Genomic DNA, 19597 nt, shown 5'->3' with positions numbered 1-19597 from the left:
GCTGCCATGTTACGTACTATCAACTTCATGGGTGTTCGCAACGTTGCGTTCGGCGTCACCCTGTTCCTCACCGCATTGGCCTTGTTCAGCTGCTTCCACAAGGGCATGAACTACGGTCTGGACTTCACCGGCGGTACGCTCATCGAGCTGACCTACGAGCATGCGGCGGATGTCACCAAGGTGCGCGGAGAGCTGGCTGAGGCCGGTTATCACGAGGCGATCGTGCAGAGTTTCGGCGCGACCACCGACTTGCTGGTGCGCATGCCGGGTGAAGACCCGCAGCTGGGCCATCAGGTCGCCGAGGCGCTGCAGAAACTGGGCGGCGACAACCCGGTACAGATCAAACGCGTCGAGTTCGTCGGCCCGCAGGTCGGTGAAGAGCTGCGCGACCAGGGCGGCCTCGGCATGCTCATGGCCTTGGGTGGCGTACTGATCTACCTGGCGTTCCGCTTCCAGTGGAAGTTCGCGGTGGGTGCCATTGTCTCGTTGATCCACGACGTGGTGGTGACGGTGGGTATCCTCTCGTTCTTCCAGGTCACCTTCGACCTGACGGTGCTGGCGGCGGTACTGGCGATCATCGGTTACTCGCTCAATGACACCATCGTGGTCTTCGACCGGGTGCGTGAGAACTTCCGTGTGCTGCGCAAGGCCACTCTGATCGAGAACATCAACGTCTCGACCACCCAGACCCTGCTGCGGACCATGGCGACGTCGATCTCCACCTTGCTGGCGATTTCCGCGCTGCTGTTCTTCGGTGGCGATAACCTGTTCGGTTTCTCCATCGCCCTGTTTATCGGTGTGTTGGCGGGTACCTACTCGTCGATCTACATCGCCAACGTGGTGCTGATCTGGCTGAACCTGAACAGCGAGGACCTGATTCCTCCGGCCAATACCCAGAAGGAAGTCGACGACCGTCCTTGACGGAAATCTTTCTTCAGGCTGTTTGCTGATAAAGGCGCGAGTGTTGAACTCGCGCCTTTTTTTGTACTCCAAAGCCATAGAGAAGAGTGGGCACCGATCCACTTGTGATGGTCAGGAGGTTCACGTGAACAAGTCGTTGCTGGTAGGTGCGGTATTGGGTGCTGTCGGTGTCACTGCCGGAGGTGCTGTTGCCACCTACAGCCTGGTAAAAAGCGGCCCTGAGTATGCGCAAGTATTGGCGGTAGAGCCGGTCAAGACCCAGATCAAGACCCCGCGTCAGGTCTGTGAAGACGTCGCGGTGACCCGGCAGAAGCCAGTCCAGGATGAGCATCGCCTGGCCGGTACCGCACTGGGTGCGGTCGGCGGTGGTCTGCTTGGCAGCCTGGTCGGCGGCGGTCGCGGCAAGACCCTGGCCACCGTGGTCGGTGCGGTCGGCGGCGGTTATGCCGGTAACAAGGTGCAGGAGGGCATGCAGGAGCGTGACACCTACACCACGACCCAGAAACGCTGCAACACGGTCAACGATGTCAGCGACAAGGTGGTCGGCTACGACGTGCGTTATCAGTTGGGCGGCAAGGAAGGCAAGATCCGGATGGACCGTGATCCGGGCAACCAGATCCCGGTGGACAAGGACGGTCATCTGGTCCTGAGTCAGAACCAGGGTCAGCCAGCTCCGCAGCCGGGCCAGTAACGGCTACTGTTGTCGGGACATAAAAAATGCCCCGTATCGCAAGATACGGGGCATTTTTGTGTTCGGCGAAAGCTTAGCGCTTCAGCGAAGCCGGCAGGTGCGGCTGGATCGCCGTCAGTACGGCCTTGAAGCACTTGGTGTTGCCGGCAACGATATGGCCTTTTTCCAGGAAGTCGTGACCGCCGGTGAAGTCGCTCACCAGGCCGCCGGCTTCCTGGATCAGCAGGGCGCCCGCCGCCATGTCCCATTCGGACAGGCCCGACTCCCAGAACGCATCGAAACGACCGGCGGCCACATAGGCCAGGTCCAGGCTCGCGGCACCGGCGCGGCGGATGCCGGCGGTCTGGCCGACCAGGGCGCGGAACATGCCCAGGTAGTTGTCCAGGTTGTCCATCTGGTCGTCACGGAACGGGAAACCGGTACCCAGCAGGGCGCCGTCCAGGCTGGTGCGACCGCTGACGCGCAGGCGACGGCCATTGAGCTGGGCGCCACGGCCACGGGAGGCGGTGAATTCTTCCTGGCGGACCGGGTCGAGGACCACGGCGTGTTCCAGGCGACCACGGTATTTGCAGGCGATGCTGACCGCGAAGTGCGGGATGCCACGCAGGAAGTTGGTGGTGCCATCCAGTGGGTCGATGATCCACAGGTATTCTTCGCCTTCGCCGCTGCCGGCGTGGAAGCCGGTTTCTTCGCCACGAATGGCGTGGGTCGGATAGGCCTTGCGCAGCGCGTCGATAATTTTCTGTTCGGCGGCGCGATCCACTTCGGACACATAGTCCTTGGCGTCTTTTTCGTCGACCTTGATGGTATCCAGGCGCTCGATGGAGCGGAAAATCAATTCACTGGCGCTGCGGGCGGCGCGCAGCGCGATATTCAGCATGGGCTGCATGGACGTTTCACCTAGAGTGTTAAAGAAAGCCGAACATTCTACCAGAAAAGTCCCGGGGGAGAAGGACGACGTTGGCGCTCGTGGCGCAATCCCCAGTGCTTCTGTAAGATTTGCTCCCCTTCGCCGAGTCTGAGAGTGTCTCTCGTGCTGCAAAATATTCGTGTTGTCCTGGTCAATACCAGTCATCCGGGCAATATCGGCGGGGCCGCGCGGGCCATGAAGAACATGGGGCTGTCGCGCCTGGTGCTGGTGGAGCCGCGGATCTTTCCGTCCGCTGAAGCCGATGCACGGGCTTCCGGTGCTACCGATGTCCTTGAAAACGCGCAAGTCGTCGCCACCTTGGAAGACGCATTGGTCGGTTGCAGCCTGGTGTTTGGTACCAGTGCTCGCGATCGGCGGATTCCGTGGCCGTTGCTCGATCCCCGTGAATCCGGGTTGAAGGTGGTCGAGGAGGCCGGGCAGGGCGCCGAGATCGCGCTGGTGTTCGGTCGTGAAGATTCCGGCCTGACCAATGACGAGCTGCAGCGATGTCATTATCACGTACATATCCCGTCCGATCCGGACTTCAGTTCGCTCAACCTCGCCACGGCGGTGCAGGTGCTGAGCTATGAAGTGCGGATGTCCTGGCTGGCGGCCGTCGGGCAGCCGAGCAAGGTAGAGAAGCATGAAGTGGCGTCGACGCGCAGCGAAGAGCTGGCGACCATGGACGAGATGGAGCGGTTCTACGGCCATCTGGAGCAGACCCTGGTGGCCATCGACTTCCTCGACCCCGAAAAACCGCGCCATTTGATGGCACGGTTGCGTCGCCTGTACGGGCGCAGTTCGGTCAGTCGCGCCGAGATGAATATTTTGCGGGGCATCCTCACGGAAACCGAAAAAGCGGCCCGGGGCGAGCTCCTTAAGCGGAAGGATCAGTGATGTTCGAGCGTTTGCGAGAAGATATCCAGAGCGTATTCCACCGTGATCCGGCGGCGCGTAATGCCTTCGAAGTGCTGACCTGCTACCCGGGCCTGCATGCCATCTGGCTGCATCGCCTGGGTCATGCCTTGTGGGGCATGGGCTGGAAATGGCTGGCGCGGGTGGTGTCGAACTTCGGTCGTTGGCTGACCGGCATCGAGATCCACCCCGGGGCCAAGGTCGGGCGGCGGTTCTTTATCGACCATGGCATGGGCATCGTGATCGGCGAAACCGCCGAGATCGGCGATGACGTGACCATCTACCAGGGAGTGACCCTGGGCGGTACCAGTTGGAACAAGGGCAAGCGTCATCCGACTTTGGAGGATGGCGTGGTGGTGGGCGCCGGTGCCAAGGTGCTCGGGCCGTTTACCGTCGGTGCCGGGGCCAAGGTCGGGTCCAATGCGGTGGTGACCAAGGCGGTGCCGGCCGGTGCGACCGTAGTGGGGATTCCTGGGCGGATCATCATGAAGGCCGACGATCAGGTCGAAGCCAAGCGCAAGGCCATGGCGGAGAAGATTGGTTTCGATGCCTATGGCGTCAGCGAAGATATGCCGGACCCGGTGGCGCGGGCCATTGGCCAGTTGCTCGATCACTTGCAGGCGGTGGATGGTCGTCTGGAGGGTATGTGCGGGGCGCTGAAGGATCTGGGCAGTACGTATTGCGCCAAAGAGCTGCCGGAGTTGCAGTGTGATGGGTTTGTCGAGGTGAAGGGCGAGGCCGAGGCCAAGGCCAAGGCGGGTTGATCTTCGTTGGGGCTGCTGGCCTCTTCGCGGGCAAGCCCTGCTCCTACAGGTTTGTGTCGGACGCAAGATAAGTGCTCGACACCGGACTGTAGGAGCAGGGCTTGCCCGCGAAGAGGCCCTCACAGGTAGCAAAAATCCATCGGTCCAGCGCAATGCCATTATGCCCCAGACTTTGCTACAATTTGCGCGCGCTTTTCGCGGTAAACCCGACTAAAGCACTAGGTCTTATAGTTGACTTAAATACTCGGGAATAGCATACTCTTCCCCATCCCGATCCCGTAACTCCGTGGTACCTGTCCATGCGACTGACTACAAAAGGCCGATACGCCGTGACCGCCATGCTCGACCTGGCGTTGCACGCGCAACGCGGGCCGGTGTCTCTGGCCGATATCTCCGAGCGCCAAGGCATCTCCCTGTCCTACCTCGAACAGCTTTTCGCCAAGTTGCGCCGCAGCAACCTGGTGTCCAGTGTGCGCGGTCCCGGCGGCGGCTACCAGCTGTCGCGTGACATGCAGGGGATCCAGGTCGCTCAGGTGATCGATGCCGTGAACGAATCGGTCGACGCCACCAAATGCCAGGGGCTGGGCGATTGCCATGGCGGCGATACCTGCCTGACCCACCATCTGTGGTGCGACCTCAGCCTGCAGATCCACGAATTTCTCAGCGGTATCAGCTTGGCGGACCTTGTCACTCGCCGTGAAGTGCAAGAAGTCGCCCAGCGTCAGGATCAGCGCCGCGGTAATAGCAGGGCGCTACACCTGGACAAGATCGAAGCGTCCACCGTCGAATGACAGCCAAAGAGCCAACGGTGCGCCAGCCAGCCTGATTTAGGAGAGTATCCATGAAATTGCCGATTTACCTTGATTACTCAGCGACTACCCCGGTTGATCCGCGTGTCGCGCAAAAAATGAGTGAATGCCTGCTGGTCGACGGAAACTTCGGTAACCCGGCGTCCCGTTCCCACGTGTTCGGCTGGAAAGCCGAAGAGTCCGTGGAAAACGCCCGTCGCCAGGTGGCCGACCTGGTCAATGCCGACCCGCGTGAAATTGTCTGGACCTCCGGTGCCACCGAGTCCGACAACCTGGCGATCAAGGGGGTTGCGCATTTCTACGGCACCAAGGGCAAGCACCTGATCACCAGCAAGATCGAACACAAGGCGGTCCTCGACACCATGCGCCAACTGGAGCGCGAAGGTTTCGAAGTCACCTACATCGAGCCTCGTGAAGATGGCCTGATCACTCCGGCCATGGTTGAAGCCGCCCTGCGCGACGACACCATCCTGGTCTCGATCATGCACGTGAACAACGAGATCGGCACCGTCAACGACATCGCCGCCATCGGCGAGCTGACCCGCTCCCGTGGCGTGCTGTTCCACGTCGATGCCGCTCAGTCCACCGGCAAGGTCGATATCGACCTGCAGAAGCTGAAAGTCGACCTGATGTCCTTCTCGGCCCACAAGACCTACGGCCCTAAAGGCATCGGCGCGCTGTACGTCAGCCGCAAGCCGCGTGTTCGCCTCGAAGCGACCATGCACGGCGGCGGTCACGAGCGCGGCATGCGTTCCGGTACCCTGGCGACCCACCAGATCGTCGGCATGGGCGAAGCGTTCCGCGTGGCCAAGGAAGACATGGCTGCCGAGAACCTGCGCATCAAAGCCTTGAGCGACCGCTTCTACAAGCAGGTCGAGCATCTGGAAGAGCTGTACATCAACGGCAGCATGACCGCCCGTGTACCGCACAACCTGAACCTGAGCTTCAACTACGTCGAAGGCGAGTCGCTGATCATGGCGCTCAAGGATCTCGCGGTTTCCTCCGGTTCCGCTTGTACCTCGGCTTCGCTGGAGCCTTCGTACGTATTGCGCGCCCTGGGCCGCAACGACGAACTGGCCCACAGCTCGATCCGCTTCACCTTCGGTCGCTTCACCACCGAAGAAGAAATCGATTATGCCGCGCAGAAAGTCTGCGAGGCCGTCACCAAGCTGCGCGCTCTGTCGCCGCTGTGGGACATGTTCAAAGACGGCGTCGATATCTCGAAGATCGAGTGGGCGGCACACTAAATAAAGAAGCCGCCACATACAGGTCCTGTAGCGACGCGGCAATCAACGGCTGACGTAACGACAGGACCGAGAGCGGCCCTGATGAGTGAGGATTAAGTACCATGGCTTACAGCGAAAAGGTCATCGACCACTACGAAAACCCGCGTAACGTCGGCAAGATGGACGCCGAAGACCCGGATGTCGGCACCGGCATGGTCGGCGCTCCGGCGTGCGGCGACGTGATGCGCCTGCAGATCAAGGTCAACGAGCAAGGCATCATCGAAGACGCCAAGTTCAAGACCTACGGTTGCGGTTCGGCTATCGCCTCCAGCTCCCTGGCTACCGAGTGGATGAAAGGCAAGACTCTGGATGAAGCAGAGACCATCAAGAACACTCAGCTGGCTGAAGAACTGGCCCTGCCGCCAGTGAAGATCCACTGCTCGGTCCTCGCCGAAGACGCCATCAAGGCCGCCGTTCGCGATTACAAGCAGAAGAAAGGCCTGATCTAAACGATCTGGCGTTCAAGCGATTAGTAAGGAGTCACCGATGGCTATCAGCATGACAGAAGCGGCTGCTCGACACGTGCGACGCTCCCTTGACGGGCGCGGCAAAGGTGAAGGGATTCGTCTGGGTGTTCGCACCACGGGCTGTTCCGGCCTTGCCTATGTGCTGGAGTTCGTCGACGAAGTGGTGGCGGAAGATCAGGTGTTCGAGAGTCACGGCGAAAAAGTGATCATCGACCCGAAAAGCCTCACCTACCTGGACGGCACCGAGCTCGATTTCGTCAAGGAAGGGTTGAACGAAGGCTTCAAGTTCAACAACCCCAACGTGCGCGGTGAATGTGGCTGCGGCGAAAGCTTCAACATCTGAGGCTTCTTGTTGTGGGTACTCCTTGTCATTTCGCTTTATTCGAGTTGCAGCCGAGCTTTACGCTGGATCTCGAACAGTTGGCCGCGCGCTATCGAGAACTGGCGCGCGGTGTGCACCCGGACCGCTTTGCCGACGCTTCAGAGCGTGAGCAACGCCTGGCCCTGGAGCAGTCCGCCAGCCTCAACGAGGCCTACCAGACCCTCAAGAGTCCTCCCAAGCGCGCGCGCTACCTGCTCGCCATGGGCGGTCGCGAGTTGCCGCTGGAGGTCACGGTGCACGACCCCGATTTCCTTATGCAGCAGATGCAATGGCGCGAGGAGCTCGAGGAGTTGCAGGACGAAGCGAACCTGCCCGGTATCGCCACGTTCAAGCGCCGCTTGAAAGTCGCCCAGGATCAATTGAACGACAGCTTCGCAGCTTGTTGGAACGATGCCGCGCAACGCGAACAGGCCGAACGCCTGATGCGGCGCATGCAGTTTCTCGACAAGCTCACCTACGAAGTGCGCCAGTTAGAAGAGCGCCTCGACGATTAACCCAGTGCCGCCTCGGTCGCACGCCTGATATTCAGATAAGTCCAGATAACGATGGCCCTACTGCAGATCGCCGAACCCGGCCAGAGTCCTCAACCGCACCAGCGTCGCCTGGCTGTGGGGATCGACTTGGGCACTACCAATTCGCTGGTCGCTGCATTGCGCAGTGGTCTTTCCGAGCCGTTGCCCGATGCCGACGGGCAGGTGATCCTGCCATCCGCGGTGCGCTATCACGCCGACCGCGTTGAAGTCGGCCAGTCGGCCAAGTTGGCTGCCGCCGGTGATCCGCTCAATACCGTGATGTCGGTGAAGCGCCTGATGGGCCGTGGCCTGGCGGACGTCAAGCAACTGGGCGAACAGCTGCCTTACCGCTTTGTCGGCGGCGAGTCGCACATGCCGTTCATCGATACCGTGCAGGGCCCGAAAAGCCCGGTGGAAGTGTCCGCCGAGATCCTCAAGGTGCTGCGTCTGCGCGCCGAGGCAAGCCTGGGTGGCGAACTGGTGGGCGCGGTGATCACCGTGCCGGCTTATTTCGACGAGCCCCAGCGCCAGGCAACCAAGGATGCGGCCCGGCTGGCCGGACTCAACGTGCTGCGCCTGCTCAATGAGCCGACGGCGGCGGCGGTGGCTTACGGTCTGGATCAGAACGCCGAAGGCGTGGTCGCGATCTATGACCTGGGCGGCGGTACTTTCGATATTTCGATCCTGCGCCTGACCCGTGGTGTCTTCGAAGTACTGGCCACCGGTGGCGACAGCGCCCTGGGTGGCGATGACTTCGACCATGCGATTGCCGGCTGGATCATCGAGCAGGCAGGGTTGTCCGCCGATCTCGATCCGGGTGCGCAGCGTCATCTGCTGCAAACCGCTTGCGCCGCCAAGGAAGCCCTGACCGATGCGACTTCGGTCGAGGTGGTCTATGGCGACTGGCGTGCGGCCTTGAGCCGTGAAGTCTTCGATGCGCTGATCGAGCCCATGGTTGCGCGCAGCCTCAAGGCTTGCCGACGCGCCGTGCGTGACTCGAACGTGGAGCTCGACGAGGTCCAGGCCGTGGTCATGGTCGGCGGCTCGACCCGTGTGCCGCGTGTTCGCGAGGCGGTCGCCGAGATGTTCGGCCGTCAGCCGTTGACCGAGATCGATCCGGATCAGGTGGTGGCCATTGGTGCCGCGATCCAGGCCGATACCCTGGCCGGCAACAAGCGCGATGGCGGCGAATTGCTGCTGCTGGACGTGATTCCGTTGTCCCTGGGCCTGGAAACCATGGGCGGCCTGATGGAGAAGGTGATTCCGCGTAACACCACCATCCCGGTCGCCCGTGCCCAGGACTTCACTACTTATAAAGACGGCCAGTCGGCCATGATGATTCACGTGCTGCAAGGCGAGCGTGAATTGATCAGTGACTGCCGCTCCCTGGCGCGTTTCGAACTGCGCGGCATTCCGGCCATGGTCGCGGGCGCGGCGAAGATCCGCGTGACCTTCCAGGTCGATGCCGACGGTCTGCTCGATGTCTCGGCCCGCGAACTGGGTTCGGGCGTCGAGGCGAGCATCCAGGTCAAGCCGTCCTACGGCCTGACCGACGGCGAAATCGCCAGGATGCTCAAGGATTCGTTCCAGTATGCCGGTGACGACAAGGTCGCTCGCGTGCTGCGCGAGCAGCAGGTCGATGCCCAGCGCCTGGTCGAAGCCGTGCAAGCGGCTTTGGAGGCCGATGGCGAACGCTTGTTGGATGCCGATGAACGCATGGTTATCGACCTGCAGGTGCAGGAACTGACCGAACTGATGAAAGGCACCGATGGTTATGCCATCGAGCAGCAGACCAAGCGTCTGTCGCAAGTGACCGATGCTTTTGCTGCCCGCCGCCTGGATTCGACGGTGAAAGCCGCGCTGGCGGGGCGCAACCTGAATGAGATTGGGGAATAACGATGCCGCAGGTGATTTTTCTGCCTCACGAGAAGTTTTGTCCTGAGGGCTTGGTCGTGGAGGCGGAAACGGGGATCTCGATCCTCGAATTGGCCCATGAGCACCATATCGAAATGGAAAGTGCCTGTGGCGGTGTCTGCGCCTGCACCACTTGCCATTGCCTGATTCGCGAAGGTTTCGACTCGCTGGAAGAGGCCGATGAGCTGGAAGAGGACTACCTTGACAAGGCTTGGGGGCTGGAAGCCCAGTCGCGCCTGGCCTGTCAGGCCAAAGTCGGGACTGAGGACCTGACCGTCGAGATTCCGAAGTACTCGCTCAACCACGCCGCCGAAGCGCCGCATTGATTCAAGGAATTATCATGAGCCTGAAATGGGTTGATGTGCTGGAGATCGCAATTCAATTGGCTGAAAGCAAGCCGGAAGTCGATCCAATGTCGGTCAACTTCGTCGATCTGCGCAAGTGGGTGATGGAATTGCCCGAGTTCGACGACAAGCCTGAGCACTGCGGCGAGAAGATTCTGGAGGCCATTCAGGCCCAGTGGATCGAAGAACGCGACTGAGCAGCGCGGCAGGTTAGGCAATACTTGGGAACCCGCGTATAATTCGCGGGTTTAATTTTTGGCAAATCACTGTTTCTGGAGTTACACCATGGCTGTTCAACGCACTTTCTCCATCATCAAGCCTGACGCCGTTGCAAAAAACGTGATCGGCAAGATCGTTTCCCGTTTCGAAGACGCCGGCCTGCGCGTTGTTGCTTCGAAAATGAAGCAACTGTCCAAAGCCGAAGCCGAAGGCTTCTACGCTGAGCACAGCGCTCGTGGTTTCTTCGGCGACCTGGTTGCCTTCATGATCTCCGGCCCGGTTGTTGTCCAGGTTCTGGAAGGCGAAAACGCCATCGCTCTGAACCGTGAGCTGATGGGCGCTACCAACCCTAAAGAAGCCGCTGCCGGCACCATCCGTGCTGACTTCGCTGACTCCATCGACGCCAACGCTGTACACGGTTCGGACTCCGAAGCCGCTGCCGCTCGCGAAATCTCGTACTTCTTCGCAGCTACCGAAGTAACCGCTCGCTAAGCAAAGGCTTTCGAGTGAGGGTGAATCCATGACTGTATCAATCGGCAAAATAAACCTGTTGGGTCTGACTCAGCCGGAAATGGAAAAATTCTTCGACTCAATCGGGGAGAAGCGTTTCCGTGCCGGTCAGGTCATGAAGTGGATTCACCACTTTGGCGTCGATGATTTCGACGCCATGACGAATGTCAGCAAGGCCTTGCGTGAAAAGCTCAAGACTGTTGCTGAAGTACGCGGTCCTGAAGTCGTCAGCGAGGACATTTCCACCGACGGCACCCGTAAATGGGTGGTGCGCGTGGCGTCCGGCAGCTGCGTCGAGACCGTCTACATTCCCCAGGGCAAACGTGGCACCTTGTGCGTTTCGTCCCAGGCGGGCTGTGCCCTGGACTGCAGTTTCTGCTCCACCGGCAAGCAAGGCTTCAACAGCAACCTCACCGCCGCCGAAGTCATCGGCCAGGTGTGGATTGCCAACAAATCCTTTGGCAGCGTCCCGGCGACCGTCGACCGTGCCATCACCAACGTGGTGATGATGGGCATGGGTGAGCCGCTGCTGAACTTCGACAACGTCATCGCGGCCATGCACCTGATGATGGACGACCTGGGCTACGGCATCTCCAAGCGCCGCGTGACCCTGTCGACCTCCGGCGTGGTTCCGATGATCGACGTGCTCGCCGAGCACATCGACGTCTCCCTGGCGCTGTCGCTGCACGCACCGAATGACGCATTGCGTAACCAATTGGTGCCGATCAACAAGAAGTATCCGCTTAAGATGTTGCTCGAGTCGTGCCGTCGCTACATGGCGACCCTCGGCGAGAAGCGCGTCCTGACCATCGAGTACACCCTGCTCAAGGATGTCAACGACCAGGTCGAGCATGCCGTCGAGATGATCGAGCTGCTCAAGGACACGCCGTGCAAGATCAACCTGATTCCGTTCAACCCGTTCCCGCATTCGGGCTACGAGCGCCCGAGCAACAATGCGATCCGGCGTTTCCAGGACTTGTTGCATCAGGCCGGTTATAACGTCACGGTACGTACCACCCGCGGTGAAGACATCGACGCGGCCTGTGGTCAGTTGGTGGGGCAGGTGCTGGATCGCACCCGTCGCAGCGAACGCTACATTGCCGTACGTGAGCTGAGCGCCGATGCCGAAAGTGGGCAAAGCGCCGCGAACCGAAACTGAGAGAGGACCTCCATGACCCTGCGCGCTGCGCTCCTTGTCGTATTCGTCGGCCTGCTGGCCGGCTGCGTTTCAACGGGTAATGTCGACCCGCTGAGTACCAGCAAGGGGCGCGATGAAGCGCGCACGGCCTATGTGCAACTGGGCATCGGCTATCTGCAGCAAGGCCAGACCGAGCAGGCCAAGGTGCCGCTCAAGAAAGCCCTGGAGATGGACAGCTCCGATCCGGATGCCAACGGCGCCCTGGCGCTGGTGTTCCAGGCCGAAGGCGAAACGCAACTGGCCGAGGAGCATTTCCACAAGGCCCTGTCCTCGCGTCCGAACGATGCGCGCACGCTCAACAATTACGGCAGCTTCCTGTTCGAACTCAAGCGTTACAAGGACGCCTACGAGCGTTTTGAACAGGCCGCCAACGACAGCCTCTATACCGAACGTTCGCGGGTTTTCGAAAACCTCGGCCTGACGGCGCTGGCCCTTGGCCAGCGCGATCTGGCCCTGCAGCATTTCGACAAATCCCTGCGCCTGAACCGCCAACAGCCACGTGCTTTGCTGGAAATGGCTGAGTTGTCTTACGAAGACAGGCATTATGTGCCCGCACGCGATTATTACGCGCGCTTCAGCCTGCTGAGCGAGCAAAATGCACGTAGTCTATTGCTCGGTATCCGCCTGGCGAAAATCTACGAAGATCGTGACAAGGCCGCCAGTTACGGCTTGCAACTAAAACGACTCTATCCCGGTACGCCGGAATATCAGCAATACCTGTCGGAGCAAAGATGAAAGCGGCGCAACCCGAATTTGTAGCAGCGACTCGCGTCAACCCCGGTGAGACCCTGCGTCAGGCCCGCGAAAGCAATGGTTGGACGCTGGCCGAGGTGGCCGTGAAGCTCAACCTCACGGTGTCGTCCTTGAGCAACCTGGAAGCCGGTGCCTTCGACAAGCTGCCGGGGCATACCTTTGCCCGGGGTTATATCCGCGCCTACGCCAAGTTGCTCGGCATGGACCAGGCCGTCCTGGTCCAGCAGTTCGACCAGAGCACCGGTACCGATTCCCAGGGCAGCAGTGTCCAGGCCCTGGGGCGGATCGAAGAGCCGGTGCGGTTTTCCCACACCCTGTTGCGTATTGTCAGCCTGCTGTTGCTGATCGCCGTGATCGGCGGCGGCTTCGTCTGGTGGCAGGACCAGGCCAGCCTGCGCTCCAAGGATCAGGCGGCGGTCAATATGGAGCACGTCGAAGTCGAAAGCGCCGACGGCACCACGCAGATTCATCCGATCGACGAGCCGGAAGACCAGGCCGTGACCGAGAACCAGGCGGCCTCCGAGGCGCCGGCACCTGAAGGCGCGGCCGAGGCCCAGCCTGCGGCCCCGGCGGCTGCGGCCAGTACTCCGGCGACCCCGGCTGTGGTGCCTGTGCCGCATTCGGCGCAGACCCTGGTGGTGGCCCCGACGCAAGCCCCAGCCCCGGTGTCGACAGTCGCGCCAGGCGCTCCGGTCAGCGGTGCACCCGCTGCCGCCGAGCCCGTGGCCGGCGCCGGCCAGGTCCACCTGACCTTCGTCGCCGATTGCTGGACCCAGGTCACCGACGGCAACGGCAAGGTGCTGGTCAGCGGCCTCAAGCGCAAGGGCGAGAACCTTGAGCTCAGCGGCAAGCCACCCTTTGCCGTGCGCCTGGGTTATGCCCGCGGTGCCCAGATCACATACAACGGTCAGCCGGTCGATATCGCCCCGTTCACCAGTGGCGAGACCGCTCGCCTGAAGCTAGGTCAATAAGTCATGCACGGCCAATCTCCTATCAAGCGTCGCGAGTCCCGTAAAATCTGGGTCGGCTCGGTACCCGTGGGCGGTGATGCACCGATCGCGGTGCAGAGCATGACCAACAGCGACACCAATGACGTCGCGGCCACCGTGGCGCAGATCAATCGCCTGGAAGCCGCGGGCGTCGATATCGTGCGTATTTCCGTGCCGGACATGGACGCCGCCGAGGCCTTCGGTCGGATCAAGCAGTTGGTCAAGGTACCGCTGGTCGCCGATATCCACTTCGATTACAAGATCGCCCTGCGCGTGGCCGAACTGGGTGTCGACTGCCTGCGGATCAATCCGGGCAATATCGGTCGCGAAGACCGCGTGCGCGCGGTGGTCGATGCCGCCCGTGATCGTGGTATCCCGATTCGCATCGGTGTCAACGCCGGTTCCCTGGAAAAAGACCTGCAGAAAAAGTACGGCGAGCCTACGCCAGAGGCCCTGGTGGAGTCTGCCCTGCGCCATGTCGAGCACCTGGAGCGCCTGAACTTCCAGGACTTCAAGGTCAGCGTAAAGGCTTCCGACGTGTTCATGGCGGTAGCCGCCTACCGCCTGCTGGCCAAGGAAATCGTCCAGCCGCTGCACCTGGGGATCACCGAAGCCGGTGGTTTGCGTTCAGGCACAGTGAAATCCGCCGTCGGCCTCGGTATGCTGCTGGCCGAAGGGATTGGCGATACTATTCGCATCTCGTTGGCGGCCGACCCGGTCGAGGAAGTGAAAGTCGGCTACGACATCCTCAAGTCCCTGCACCTGCGCTCCCGTGGCATCAACTTCATCGCCTGCCCGAGCTGCTCGCGGCAGAACTTCGATGTGGTCAAGACCATGAACGAGCTGGAAGGGCGCCTGGAAGATCTGCTGGTGCCGCTGGATGTGGCCGTGATCGGTTGTGTGGTCAACGGACCGGGTGAGGCCAAAGAGGCCCATATCGGCCTGACCGGCGGTACGCCGAACCTGATCTACATCGATGGCAAGCCGGCGCAGAAACTGACGAATGACAATCTGGTGGATGAGCTCGAAAGGCTGATCCGGCAGAAGGCGGCCGAAAAGGTCGAAGCCGACGCGGCGCTGATCGCCCGCGGCTGATCGAAGAATTTAAGGATATTTTGTGAGCAAGTCTTTGCAAGCCATTCGTGGCATGAACGACATCCTGCCCGAGCAGACGCCCCTGTGGCGCTATTTCGAGGGCACTGTCGCGCGTCTGCTGGATAACTACGGCTACAAGCAGATCCGCATGCCGATCGTCGAGTTCACCGAGCTGTTCAAACGCTCCATCGGTGAAGTGACCGACATCGTCGAAAAAGAGATGTACACCTTCGAGGACCGCAACGGCGATTCCCTGACCCTGCGTCCGGAAGGTACCGCGGCCTGCGTGCGCGCCGTGCTGGAACACGGCATCACCGGTGGTGGTCAGCCGCAGAAGCTCTGGTACATCGGCCCGATGTTCCGCCACGAGCGTCCGCAGAAAGGCCGTTATCGCCAGTTCCACCAGATCGGCTGCGAAGTCTTCAATATCGACGGCCCGGACATCGACGCCGAGCTGATCGTGCTGACCTGGCGCCTGTGGGGCCTGCTGGGCATCCGCGGCGCGGTCAAGCTCGAACTCAACAGCCTGGGCACCAGCGAGTCCCGTGGCCGTTATCGCGAGGCCCTGGTGGAGTTCCTCAGCGCGCGTCTCGAGCTGTTGGACGAAGACAGCCAGCGCCGCCTGAAGACCAACCCGCTGCGGGTGCTCGACACCAAGAACCCGGACACCCAGGCCGCGCTGGTGGATGCGCCGAAACTCGCCGACTACCTCGACGAGGAATCGCGCCTGCACTTCGAAGGCCTCAAGGCCCGTCTCGATGCGGCCGGTATCCCGTACGTGATCAATCCCAAGCTGGTGCGCGGGCTGGATTACTACAGCAAGACCGTTTTCGAATGGGTCACCGACCAGTTGGGCGCCCAGGGCACCGTCTGTGCCGGTGGTCGCTACGATGGCCTGGTGGAGCAGATGGGCGGCAAGCCGACTCCCGGCGTGGGTTTTGCCATGGGTATCGAGCGGTTGATCCTGCTGCTGGAAACCCTGGAGCAGGTCCCGGAAGAAATCGCCCGTCAGGTCGACGTCTACCTGTGCGCCTTCGGCGAGGCCGCGGAACTCGCGGCCCTGGCCCTGAGCGAGAAGGTCCGTGACCAGTTGCCGAACCTGCGTTTGCAGGTCAACGCCGGTGCCGGCAGCTTCAAGAGCCAGTTCAAGAAAGCTGACAAAAGCGGTGCGCTGTACGCCTTGATTCTCGGTGACGACGAATTGGCTCAGCAAGTGGTAGGTTTCAAACCCCTGCGTGGCCAGGGCGAGCAACAAAGCATTGCCTGGGAGGCTCTTTCCGAGCACTTGGCCACCTGCGTCGTGCAGGGTTGAAGCTGTAAAACAGCCGATTTAGAGAATAAGGAGTATTGGGGTGTCGAGTACCGAAGATGATCAGTTGGCGGAGTTGAAGGACTGGTGGCAGCGTAACGGCAAACCCTTGGTCACTGGCGGCTTGCTGGCCCTGGTGGTGGTGTTCGGCTGGCAGGCCTGGCACAAATACCAGAGCAACCAGGCGCAGGGCGCCTCGATGCTTTATCAGCAACTGCTGGAAACCACGCTGACGCCGGACGGCAAGCCCGACCCTGGACGCGTGGCGGACCTGGCCAACAAGCTCAACACCGATTTCGCCGGCAGCGCCTATGCGCAGTACGGCAGTCTGTTCGTAGCGAAAGTTGCGGTCGATACCGGTAAACTGGACGACGCCGCGCGTGAGCTGAAAGCCATTACCGACAAACCAGCCAACATCACCCTCGGCGAAGTCGCGCGTCAGCGCCTGGCCCAGGTGCTGGCGGCACAGAACAAAGTCGACGACGCACTGAAACTGCTCGATGGCGATGCTGACAAGGCGTTCCTGGCCAGTCGCGAAGAACTCAAGGGGGACCTGTTGGTTCAACTGGGTCGGACCGATGAAGCTCATGCCGCGTACCAAAAGGCCAAAGCGGCGCTGTCTGATGAAGCAGCGGTCGGTGGCTTACAAATCAAGCTGGACGACCTGGCCAAAGGGGATGCGTGACGTGATCCGTTGGAAACATGCAGCATTGCTGGCTCTGGCCATTCTGGCCGCGGGTTGCAGCAGCAACAGCAAGAAAGAACTGCCACCGGCCGAACTGACCTCTTTCAAGGAAGAAGTGGTTCTGCACAAAGAGTGGAGCCGTTCCATCGGTGACGGCCAGGGCAAGATCTACAACATGCTGGTGCCGGCGATTGACGGCGATACCATCTACGCGGCCGATGACACTGGCGTCGTGATCGCGATGGATCGCATGAACGGCGACGTGAAGTGGAAGAAAGACCTGGAAGTGCCGGTTTCCGGCGCCATCGGCGTCGGCTACGGCCTGGTGCTGATGGGCACCCTCAAGGGAGAAGTGATTGCCCTGGATGCCAGCAGCGGCGAGCAGAAATGGCGCGCCCAGGTGACCAGCGAAGTGCTGGCTCCGCCGGCCACCAACGGTGACGTGGTGGTTGTGCAGACCCAGGACGACCGTGTGATCGGCCTCGATGCCGACACCGGCAACCAGCGCTGGTTGTACGACAGCAGCCCGGCGGTCCTGACCTTGCGTGGCACCGGTGCGCCGATCGTGACCAACCACCTGGCGGTGGCGGGTCTGTCCAGCGGTAAAGTGGTCGCCCTGGATACCCATAACGGCGTGCCGGCGTGGGAAACTCGCGTGGCCATTCCGCAAGGGCGTTCGGAACTGGAGCGCATCGTCGACATCGACGGTGGCCTGCTGTTGTCCGGCGGCAACCTCTATGTCGCCAGCTACCAGGGCCGCATGGCGGCACTGGAGCTGGAAAGCGGTCGAGTGCTCTGGCAGCGTGATGCTTCCAGCTACTCGGGCGTTGCCCAGGGTTTCGGCAGTGTCTATGTCGCCTTGGCGTCCGGCACGGTTGAAGGCGTTGACGAACGTTCCACCACGGCGATCTGGAGCAATGACGCCCTGGCGCGTCGCCAGCTGACGGCACCGGAAGTGTTCTCCAGCTATGTCGCAGTAGGCGATTTCGAAGGCTACCTGCACCTGCTGAGCCAGGTGGACGGTCGCTTCGTCGGTCGCGAGCGCATTGACAGCGACGGCCTGCGCGCACGTCCGCTGGTGATGGGTGACATGATTTACGTGTATGGCAACAGCGGCAAACTGGAAGCCCTGACCATCAAGTAAAGGTTTGACTATGCTTGGGGGTACCCCAACGCATCACTTGTAGGAGCGAGCTTGCTCGCGATGAACGTAAGGGCACCGCGAAAGAACCAGTGCCCCGCGTTATCGTTAACGACCATCGCGAGCAAGCTCGCTCCTACAGGTTCGGCGTTGATCCCACAGGCGGCCTCGTTTCATGAGGTTTGCGGCACCTCCCGGTGCTGCCCCGAGCACCAGCCGCTGCCTTGCAGCGGCTTTTGTATTTTCTGAAATAACGAAGTGGAGAGCCGCATGGTTCCCGTAATCGCCCTGGTGGGCCGACCGAACGTCGGTAAATCCACCCTGTTCAACCGCCTGACCAGGACTCGCGACGCCATTGTCGGCGACTTGTCCGGTCTGACCCGTGATCGCCAATACGGTGAGGCTAAGTGGCAAGGGCGCACCTATATCCTGATCGACACCGGCGGTATTTCCGGCGACGAGCATGGCATGGACGAAAAAATGGCCGAGCAGTCGCTGCTGGCCATTGAAGAAGCCGATGTCGTGCTGTTCCTGGTGGATGCCAAAGCCGGCTTCACCGCCGCTGACCAGATGATCGGCGAGCACCTGCGCAAACGTAACAAGCGTTCCTACGTGGTGGCGAACAAGGTCGATAACATCGACCCGGATATGGCCCGCGCCGAATTCAGCCCGATGGGCCTGGGCGATGCGATCCCGATCGCCGGTGCCCACGGTCGCGGCATCACCCAGATGCTGGAAATCGCCCTGAGCGACTTCCCGAAAGACGACGAAGACGAGCCGGAAGACGGCGAGATCGAAGACGTTGCCGAAGGAGAAGAAGCCAAGCGCATTCCCGGCCCGAGCGAAAAAGATGGCATCAAGATCGCCATTATCGGTCGCCCGAACGTCGGCAAGTCGACCCTGGTCAACCGTATGCTCGGTGAAGACCGGGTGATCGTCTATGACGAGCCGGGCACCACCCGCGACAGTATCTACATCCCGTTCGAGCGTAACGACGAGAAGTACACGCTGATCGACACCGCCGGTGTGCGTAAGCGCGGCAAGATCCACGAGGAAGTCGAAAAATTCTCCGTGGTGAAAACCTTGCAGGCGATCAAGGACGCCAACGTCGTGATCTTCGTCATGGACGCCCGCGAAGGCGTGGTCGACCACGATCTCAACCTGCTCGGGTTTGCCCTGGAGTCGGGTCGCGCGCTGGTGATCGCCCTGAACAAATGGGACGGCATGACCCCGGGCGAACGTGATTTCGTGAAGATCGAGCTGGAGCGCCGGTTGTTCTTCGTCGACTTCGCCGACATCCACTTTATCTCGGCCTTGCACGGCACCGGCGTGGGTAACCTGTACCAGTCGGTACAGAACTCCTTCAAGTCGGCGGTAACTCGCTGGCCGACCAGCCGCCTGACCCAGATCCTCGAAGATGCGGTGACCGAGCACGCGCCTCCGATGGTCAACAGCCGTCGGATCAAGCTGCGCTACGCGCACTTGGGCGGGGCCAACCCGCCGCTGATCGTGATCCACGGTAATCAGGTGGAGAAGGTGCCGAAGTCCTATGTCCGCTACCTGGAAAACACCTACCGCCGTGTACTGAAATTGGTGGGGACGCCGATCCGCATCGAATTCAAGGGCGGCGAGAACCCGTACGAAGGCAAGAAGACCGCGCTGACTGACCGTCAGGTCAACAAGAAGCGCCGGATGATGTCGCACCACAAGCAGGCCGATAAAAAGCGTCGCGACAAGAAACGCTGATACAGGTCAGGAAAACGGGCGCCTCGGCGCCCTTTTT

Annotated in this window: 22 protein-coding genes and 1 pseudogene; 21 read left to right on the top strand and 2 right to left on the bottom strand. The window is 61.0% G+C overall.

The window, feature by feature from the left end; all coding sequences use genetic code 11:
- Positions 1 to 6: 6 nt before the first annotated feature.
- Positions 7 to 921, top strand: coding sequence for a protein translocase subunit SecF (secF, locus tag M5B42_RS15310; protein WP_177143274.1), 915 nt, complete (start codon positions 7 to 9; stop codon positions 919 to 921).
- 124 nt (positions 922 to 1045) lie between these two features.
- Complete coding sequence (locus M5B42_RS15305; RefSeq protein WP_103498552.1) at positions 1046 to 1612, top strand: glycine zipper 2TM domain-containing protein; 567 nt, start codon at positions 1046 to 1048, stop codon at positions 1610 to 1612.
- Positions 1613 to 1685: 73 nt separating this feature from the next.
- Here the strand turns inward: M5B42_RS15305 and suhB are convergent, their stop codons facing one another.
- Positions 1686 to 2501 (bottom strand): inositol-phosphate phosphatase, encoded by an 816-nt coding sequence (gene suhB, locus M5B42_RS15300; RefSeq protein WP_152740973.1) that lies wholly within the window; start codon positions 2499 to 2501, stop codon positions 1686 to 1688.
- Positions 2502 to 2645: 144 nt separating this feature from the next.
- On the opposite strand from suhB, the gene trmJ reads away from it, so the two are divergent.
- The 18 genes from trmJ (at position 2646) to bamB (ending at position 17817) form a co-directional block, all read left to right on the top strand.
- Positions 2646 to 3419, top strand: a complete 774-nt coding sequence (trmJ, locus tag M5B42_RS15295) for a tRNA (cytosine(32)/uridine(32)-2'-O)-methyltransferase TrmJ (protein WP_248746316.1) — start codon at positions 2646 to 2648, stop codon at positions 3417 to 3419.
- Entirely contained in the window at positions 3419 to 4201 is a 783-nt protein-coding gene (gene cysE / locus M5B42_RS15290) for a serine O-acetyltransferase (RefSeq protein ID WP_248746315.1), read from the top strand. Before trmJ ends, cysE begins: the two co-directional genes overlap by 1 nt.
- 299 nt (positions 4202 to 4500) lie before the next feature.
- Positions 4501 to 4992, top strand: a complete 492-nt coding sequence (iscR, locus tag M5B42_RS15285; protein ID WP_103498549.1) for a Fe-S cluster assembly transcriptional regulator IscR — start codon at positions 4501 to 4503, stop codon at positions 4990 to 4992.
- A 50-nt stretch (positions 4993 to 5042) separates the two neighbouring features.
- Entirely contained in the window at positions 5043 to 6257 is a 1215-nt protein-coding gene (locus M5B42_RS15280; protein WP_103498548.1) for an IscS subfamily cysteine desulfurase, read from the top strand.
- A 101-nt stretch (positions 6258 to 6358) separates the two neighbouring features.
- Positions 6359 to 6745, top strand: a complete 387-nt coding sequence (gene iscU, locus M5B42_RS15275; protein ID WP_003443374.1) for a Fe-S cluster assembly scaffold IscU — start codon at positions 6359 to 6361, stop codon at positions 6743 to 6745.
- 37 nt (positions 6746 to 6782) lie between these two features.
- The gene (gene iscA / locus M5B42_RS15270; RefSeq protein WP_010565230.1) at positions 6783 to 7106 is read left to right on the top strand and encodes an iron-sulfur cluster assembly protein IscA; all 324 of its coding nucleotides are present in this window, start codon (positions 6783 to 6785) and stop codon (positions 7104 to 7106) included.
- An 11-nt stretch (positions 7107 to 7117) separates the two neighbouring features.
- Entirely contained in the window at positions 7118 to 7639 is a 522-nt protein-coding gene (gene hscB / locus M5B42_RS15265; RefSeq protein WP_103498547.1) for a co-chaperone HscB, read from the top strand.
- Positions 7640 to 7690: 51 nt separating this feature from the next.
- Positions 7691 to 9553 carry a Fe-S protein assembly chaperone HscA gene (gene hscA, locus M5B42_RS15260; protein WP_103498546.1) on the top strand — a complete coding sequence of 621 codons (1863 nt, stop codon included), beginning with the start codon at positions 7691 to 7693 and terminating at the stop codon, positions 9551 to 9553.
- Positions 9554 to 9555: 2 nt separating this feature from the next.
- A complete protein-coding gene (gene fdx, locus M5B42_RS15255) occupies positions 9556 to 9897 on the top strand; it encodes an ISC system 2Fe-2S type ferredoxin (protein WP_103498545.1) in 342 nt (113 codons plus the stop codon).
- A 14-nt stretch (positions 9898 to 9911) separates the two neighbouring features.
- On the top strand, positions 9912 to 10112 hold the full coding sequence (gene iscX / locus M5B42_RS15250) for a Fe-S cluster assembly protein IscX (RefSeq protein WP_103498544.1): 201 nt from the start codon (positions 9912 to 9914) through the stop codon (positions 10110 to 10112).
- 88 nt (positions 10113 to 10200) lie between these two features.
- Positions 10201 to 10626 (top strand): nucleoside-diphosphate kinase, encoded by a 426-nt coding sequence (gene ndk, locus M5B42_RS15245; protein ID WP_103498543.1) that lies wholly within the window; start codon positions 10201 to 10203, stop codon positions 10624 to 10626.
- 28 nt (positions 10627 to 10654) lie between these two features.
- Positions 10655 to 11803 carry a 23S rRNA (adenine(2503)-C(2))-methyltransferase RlmN gene (gene rlmN / locus M5B42_RS15240; protein WP_103498542.1) on the top strand — a complete coding sequence of 383 codons (1149 nt, stop codon included), beginning with the start codon at positions 10655 to 10657 and terminating at the stop codon, positions 11801 to 11803.
- 12 nt (positions 11804 to 11815) lie between these two features.
- Positions 11816 to 12577 carry a type IV pilus biogenesis/stability protein PilW gene (gene pilW, locus M5B42_RS15235; protein ID WP_103498541.1) on the top strand — a complete coding sequence of 254 codons (762 nt, stop codon included), beginning with the start codon at positions 11816 to 11818 and terminating at the stop codon, positions 12575 to 12577.
- Entirely contained in the window at positions 12574 to 13566 is a 993-nt protein-coding gene (locus M5B42_RS15230; RefSeq protein ID WP_248746314.1) for a RodZ family helix-turn-helix domain-containing protein, read from the top strand. Before pilW ends, M5B42_RS15230 begins: the two co-directional genes overlap by 4 nt.
- 3 nt (positions 13567 to 13569) lie before the next feature.
- Positions 13570 to 14679 (top strand): flavodoxin-dependent (E)-4-hydroxy-3-methylbut-2-enyl-diphosphate synthase, encoded by a 1110-nt coding sequence (gene ispG, locus M5B42_RS15225; RefSeq protein ID WP_100943102.1) that lies wholly within the window; start codon positions 13570 to 13572, stop codon positions 14677 to 14679.
- 22 nt (positions 14680 to 14701) lie between these two features.
- Positions 14702 to 15991, top strand: a complete 1290-nt coding sequence (gene hisS, locus M5B42_RS15220; protein ID WP_103498539.1) for a histidine--tRNA ligase — start codon at positions 14702 to 14704, stop codon at positions 15989 to 15991.
- A gap of 40 nt (positions 15992 to 16031) precedes the next feature.
- On the top strand, positions 16032 to 16673 hold the full coding sequence (locus M5B42_RS15215; protein WP_103498538.1) for a tetratricopeptide repeat protein: 642 nt from the start codon (positions 16032 to 16034) through the stop codon (positions 16671 to 16673).
- Positions 16666 to 17817 carry an outer membrane protein assembly factor BamB gene (gene bamB, locus M5B42_RS15210; RefSeq protein ID WP_103498537.1) on the top strand — a complete coding sequence of 384 codons (1152 nt, stop codon included), beginning with the start codon at positions 16666 to 16668 and terminating at the stop codon, positions 17815 to 17817. Before M5B42_RS15215 ends, bamB begins: the two co-directional genes overlap by 8 nt.
- Before the next feature lie 38 nt (positions 17818 to 17855).
- Here bamB and M5B42_RS15205 read toward each other — a convergent pair.
- Positions 17856 to 17933 (bottom strand): annotated as a pseudogene (locus M5B42_RS15205) (outer membrane lipoprotein carrier protein LolA); the annotation flags it as partial.
- Positions 17934 to 18084: 151 nt separating this feature from the next.
- On the opposite strand from M5B42_RS15205, the gene der reads away from it, so the two are divergent.
- A complete protein-coding gene (der, locus tag M5B42_RS15200; protein ID WP_103498536.1) occupies positions 18085 to 19560 on the top strand; it encodes a ribosome biogenesis GTPase Der in 1476 nt (491 codons plus the stop codon).
- The last annotated feature ends 37 nt before the right edge of the window (positions 19561 to 19597 follow it).

Source organism: Pseudomonas sp. MWU12-2037 (assembly GCF_023242345.1).
Taxonomy (GTDB): Bacteria; Pseudomonadota; Gammaproteobacteria; order Pseudomonadales; family Pseudomonadaceae; genus Aquipseudomonas; species Aquipseudomonas gingeri_D.
Note: the sequence above shows the minus strand (reverse complement) of the source record. Positions and strands in the feature narration are given on the sequence as shown.

Excerpts from the sequence above, each read along its gene's own strand:
- secF (WP_177143274.1), top strand. The coding sequence starts at position 7 with ATGTTACGTACTATCAACTTCATGGGTGTTCGCAACGTTGCGTTCGGC.
- suhB (WP_152740973.1), bottom strand. The coding sequence starts at position 2,501 with ATGCAGCCCATGCTGAATATCGCGCTGCGCGCCGCCCGCAGCGCCAGT.
- cysE (WP_248746315.1), top strand. The coding sequence starts at position 3,419 with ATGTTCGAGCGTTTGCGAGAAGATATCCAGAGCGTATTCCACCGTGAT.
- iscR (WP_103498549.1), top strand. The coding sequence starts at position 4,501 with ATGCGACTGACTACAAAAGGCCGATACGCCGTGACCGCCATGCTCGAC.
- M5B42_RS15280 (WP_103498548.1), top strand. The coding sequence starts at position 5,043 with ATGAAATTGCCGATTTACCTTGATTACTCAGCGACTACCCCGGTTGAT.
- iscU (WP_003443374.1), top strand. The coding sequence starts at position 6,359 with ATGGCTTACAGCGAAAAGGTCATCGACCACTACGAAAACCCGCGTAAC.
- iscA (WP_010565230.1), top strand. The coding sequence starts at position 6,783 with ATGGCTATCAGCATGACAGAAGCGGCTGCTCGACACGTGCGACGCTCC.
- hscA (WP_103498546.1), top strand. The coding sequence starts at position 7,691 with ATGGCCCTACTGCAGATCGCCGAACCCGGCCAGAGTCCTCAACCGCAC.
- fdx (WP_103498545.1), top strand. The coding sequence starts at position 9,556 with ATGCCGCAGGTGATTTTTCTGCCTCACGAGAAGTTTTGTCCTGAGGGC.
- iscX (WP_103498544.1), top strand. The coding sequence starts at position 9,912 with ATGAGCCTGAAATGGGTTGATGTGCTGGAGATCGCAATTCAATTGGCT.
- ndk (WP_103498543.1), top strand. The coding sequence starts at position 10,201 with ATGGCTGTTCAACGCACTTTCTCCATCATCAAGCCTGACGCCGTTGCA.
- rlmN (WP_103498542.1), top strand. The coding sequence starts at position 10,655 with ATGACTGTATCAATCGGCAAAATAAACCTGTTGGGTCTGACTCAGCCG.
- pilW (WP_103498541.1), top strand. The coding sequence starts at position 11,816 with ATGACCCTGCGCGCTGCGCTCCTTGTCGTATTCGTCGGCCTGCTGGCC.
- M5B42_RS15230 (WP_248746314.1), top strand. The coding sequence starts at position 12,574 with ATGAAAGCGGCGCAACCCGAATTTGTAGCAGCGACTCGCGTCAACCCC.
- ispG (WP_100943102.1), top strand. The coding sequence starts at position 13,570 with ATGCACGGCCAATCTCCTATCAAGCGTCGCGAGTCCCGTAAAATCTGG.
- bamB (WP_103498537.1), top strand. The coding sequence starts at position 16,666 with ATGCGTGACGTGATCCGTTGGAAACATGCAGCATTGCTGGCTCTGGCC.
- der (WP_103498536.1), top strand. The coding sequence starts at position 18,085 with ATGGTTCCCGTAATCGCCCTGGTGGGCCGACCGAACGTCGGTAAATCC.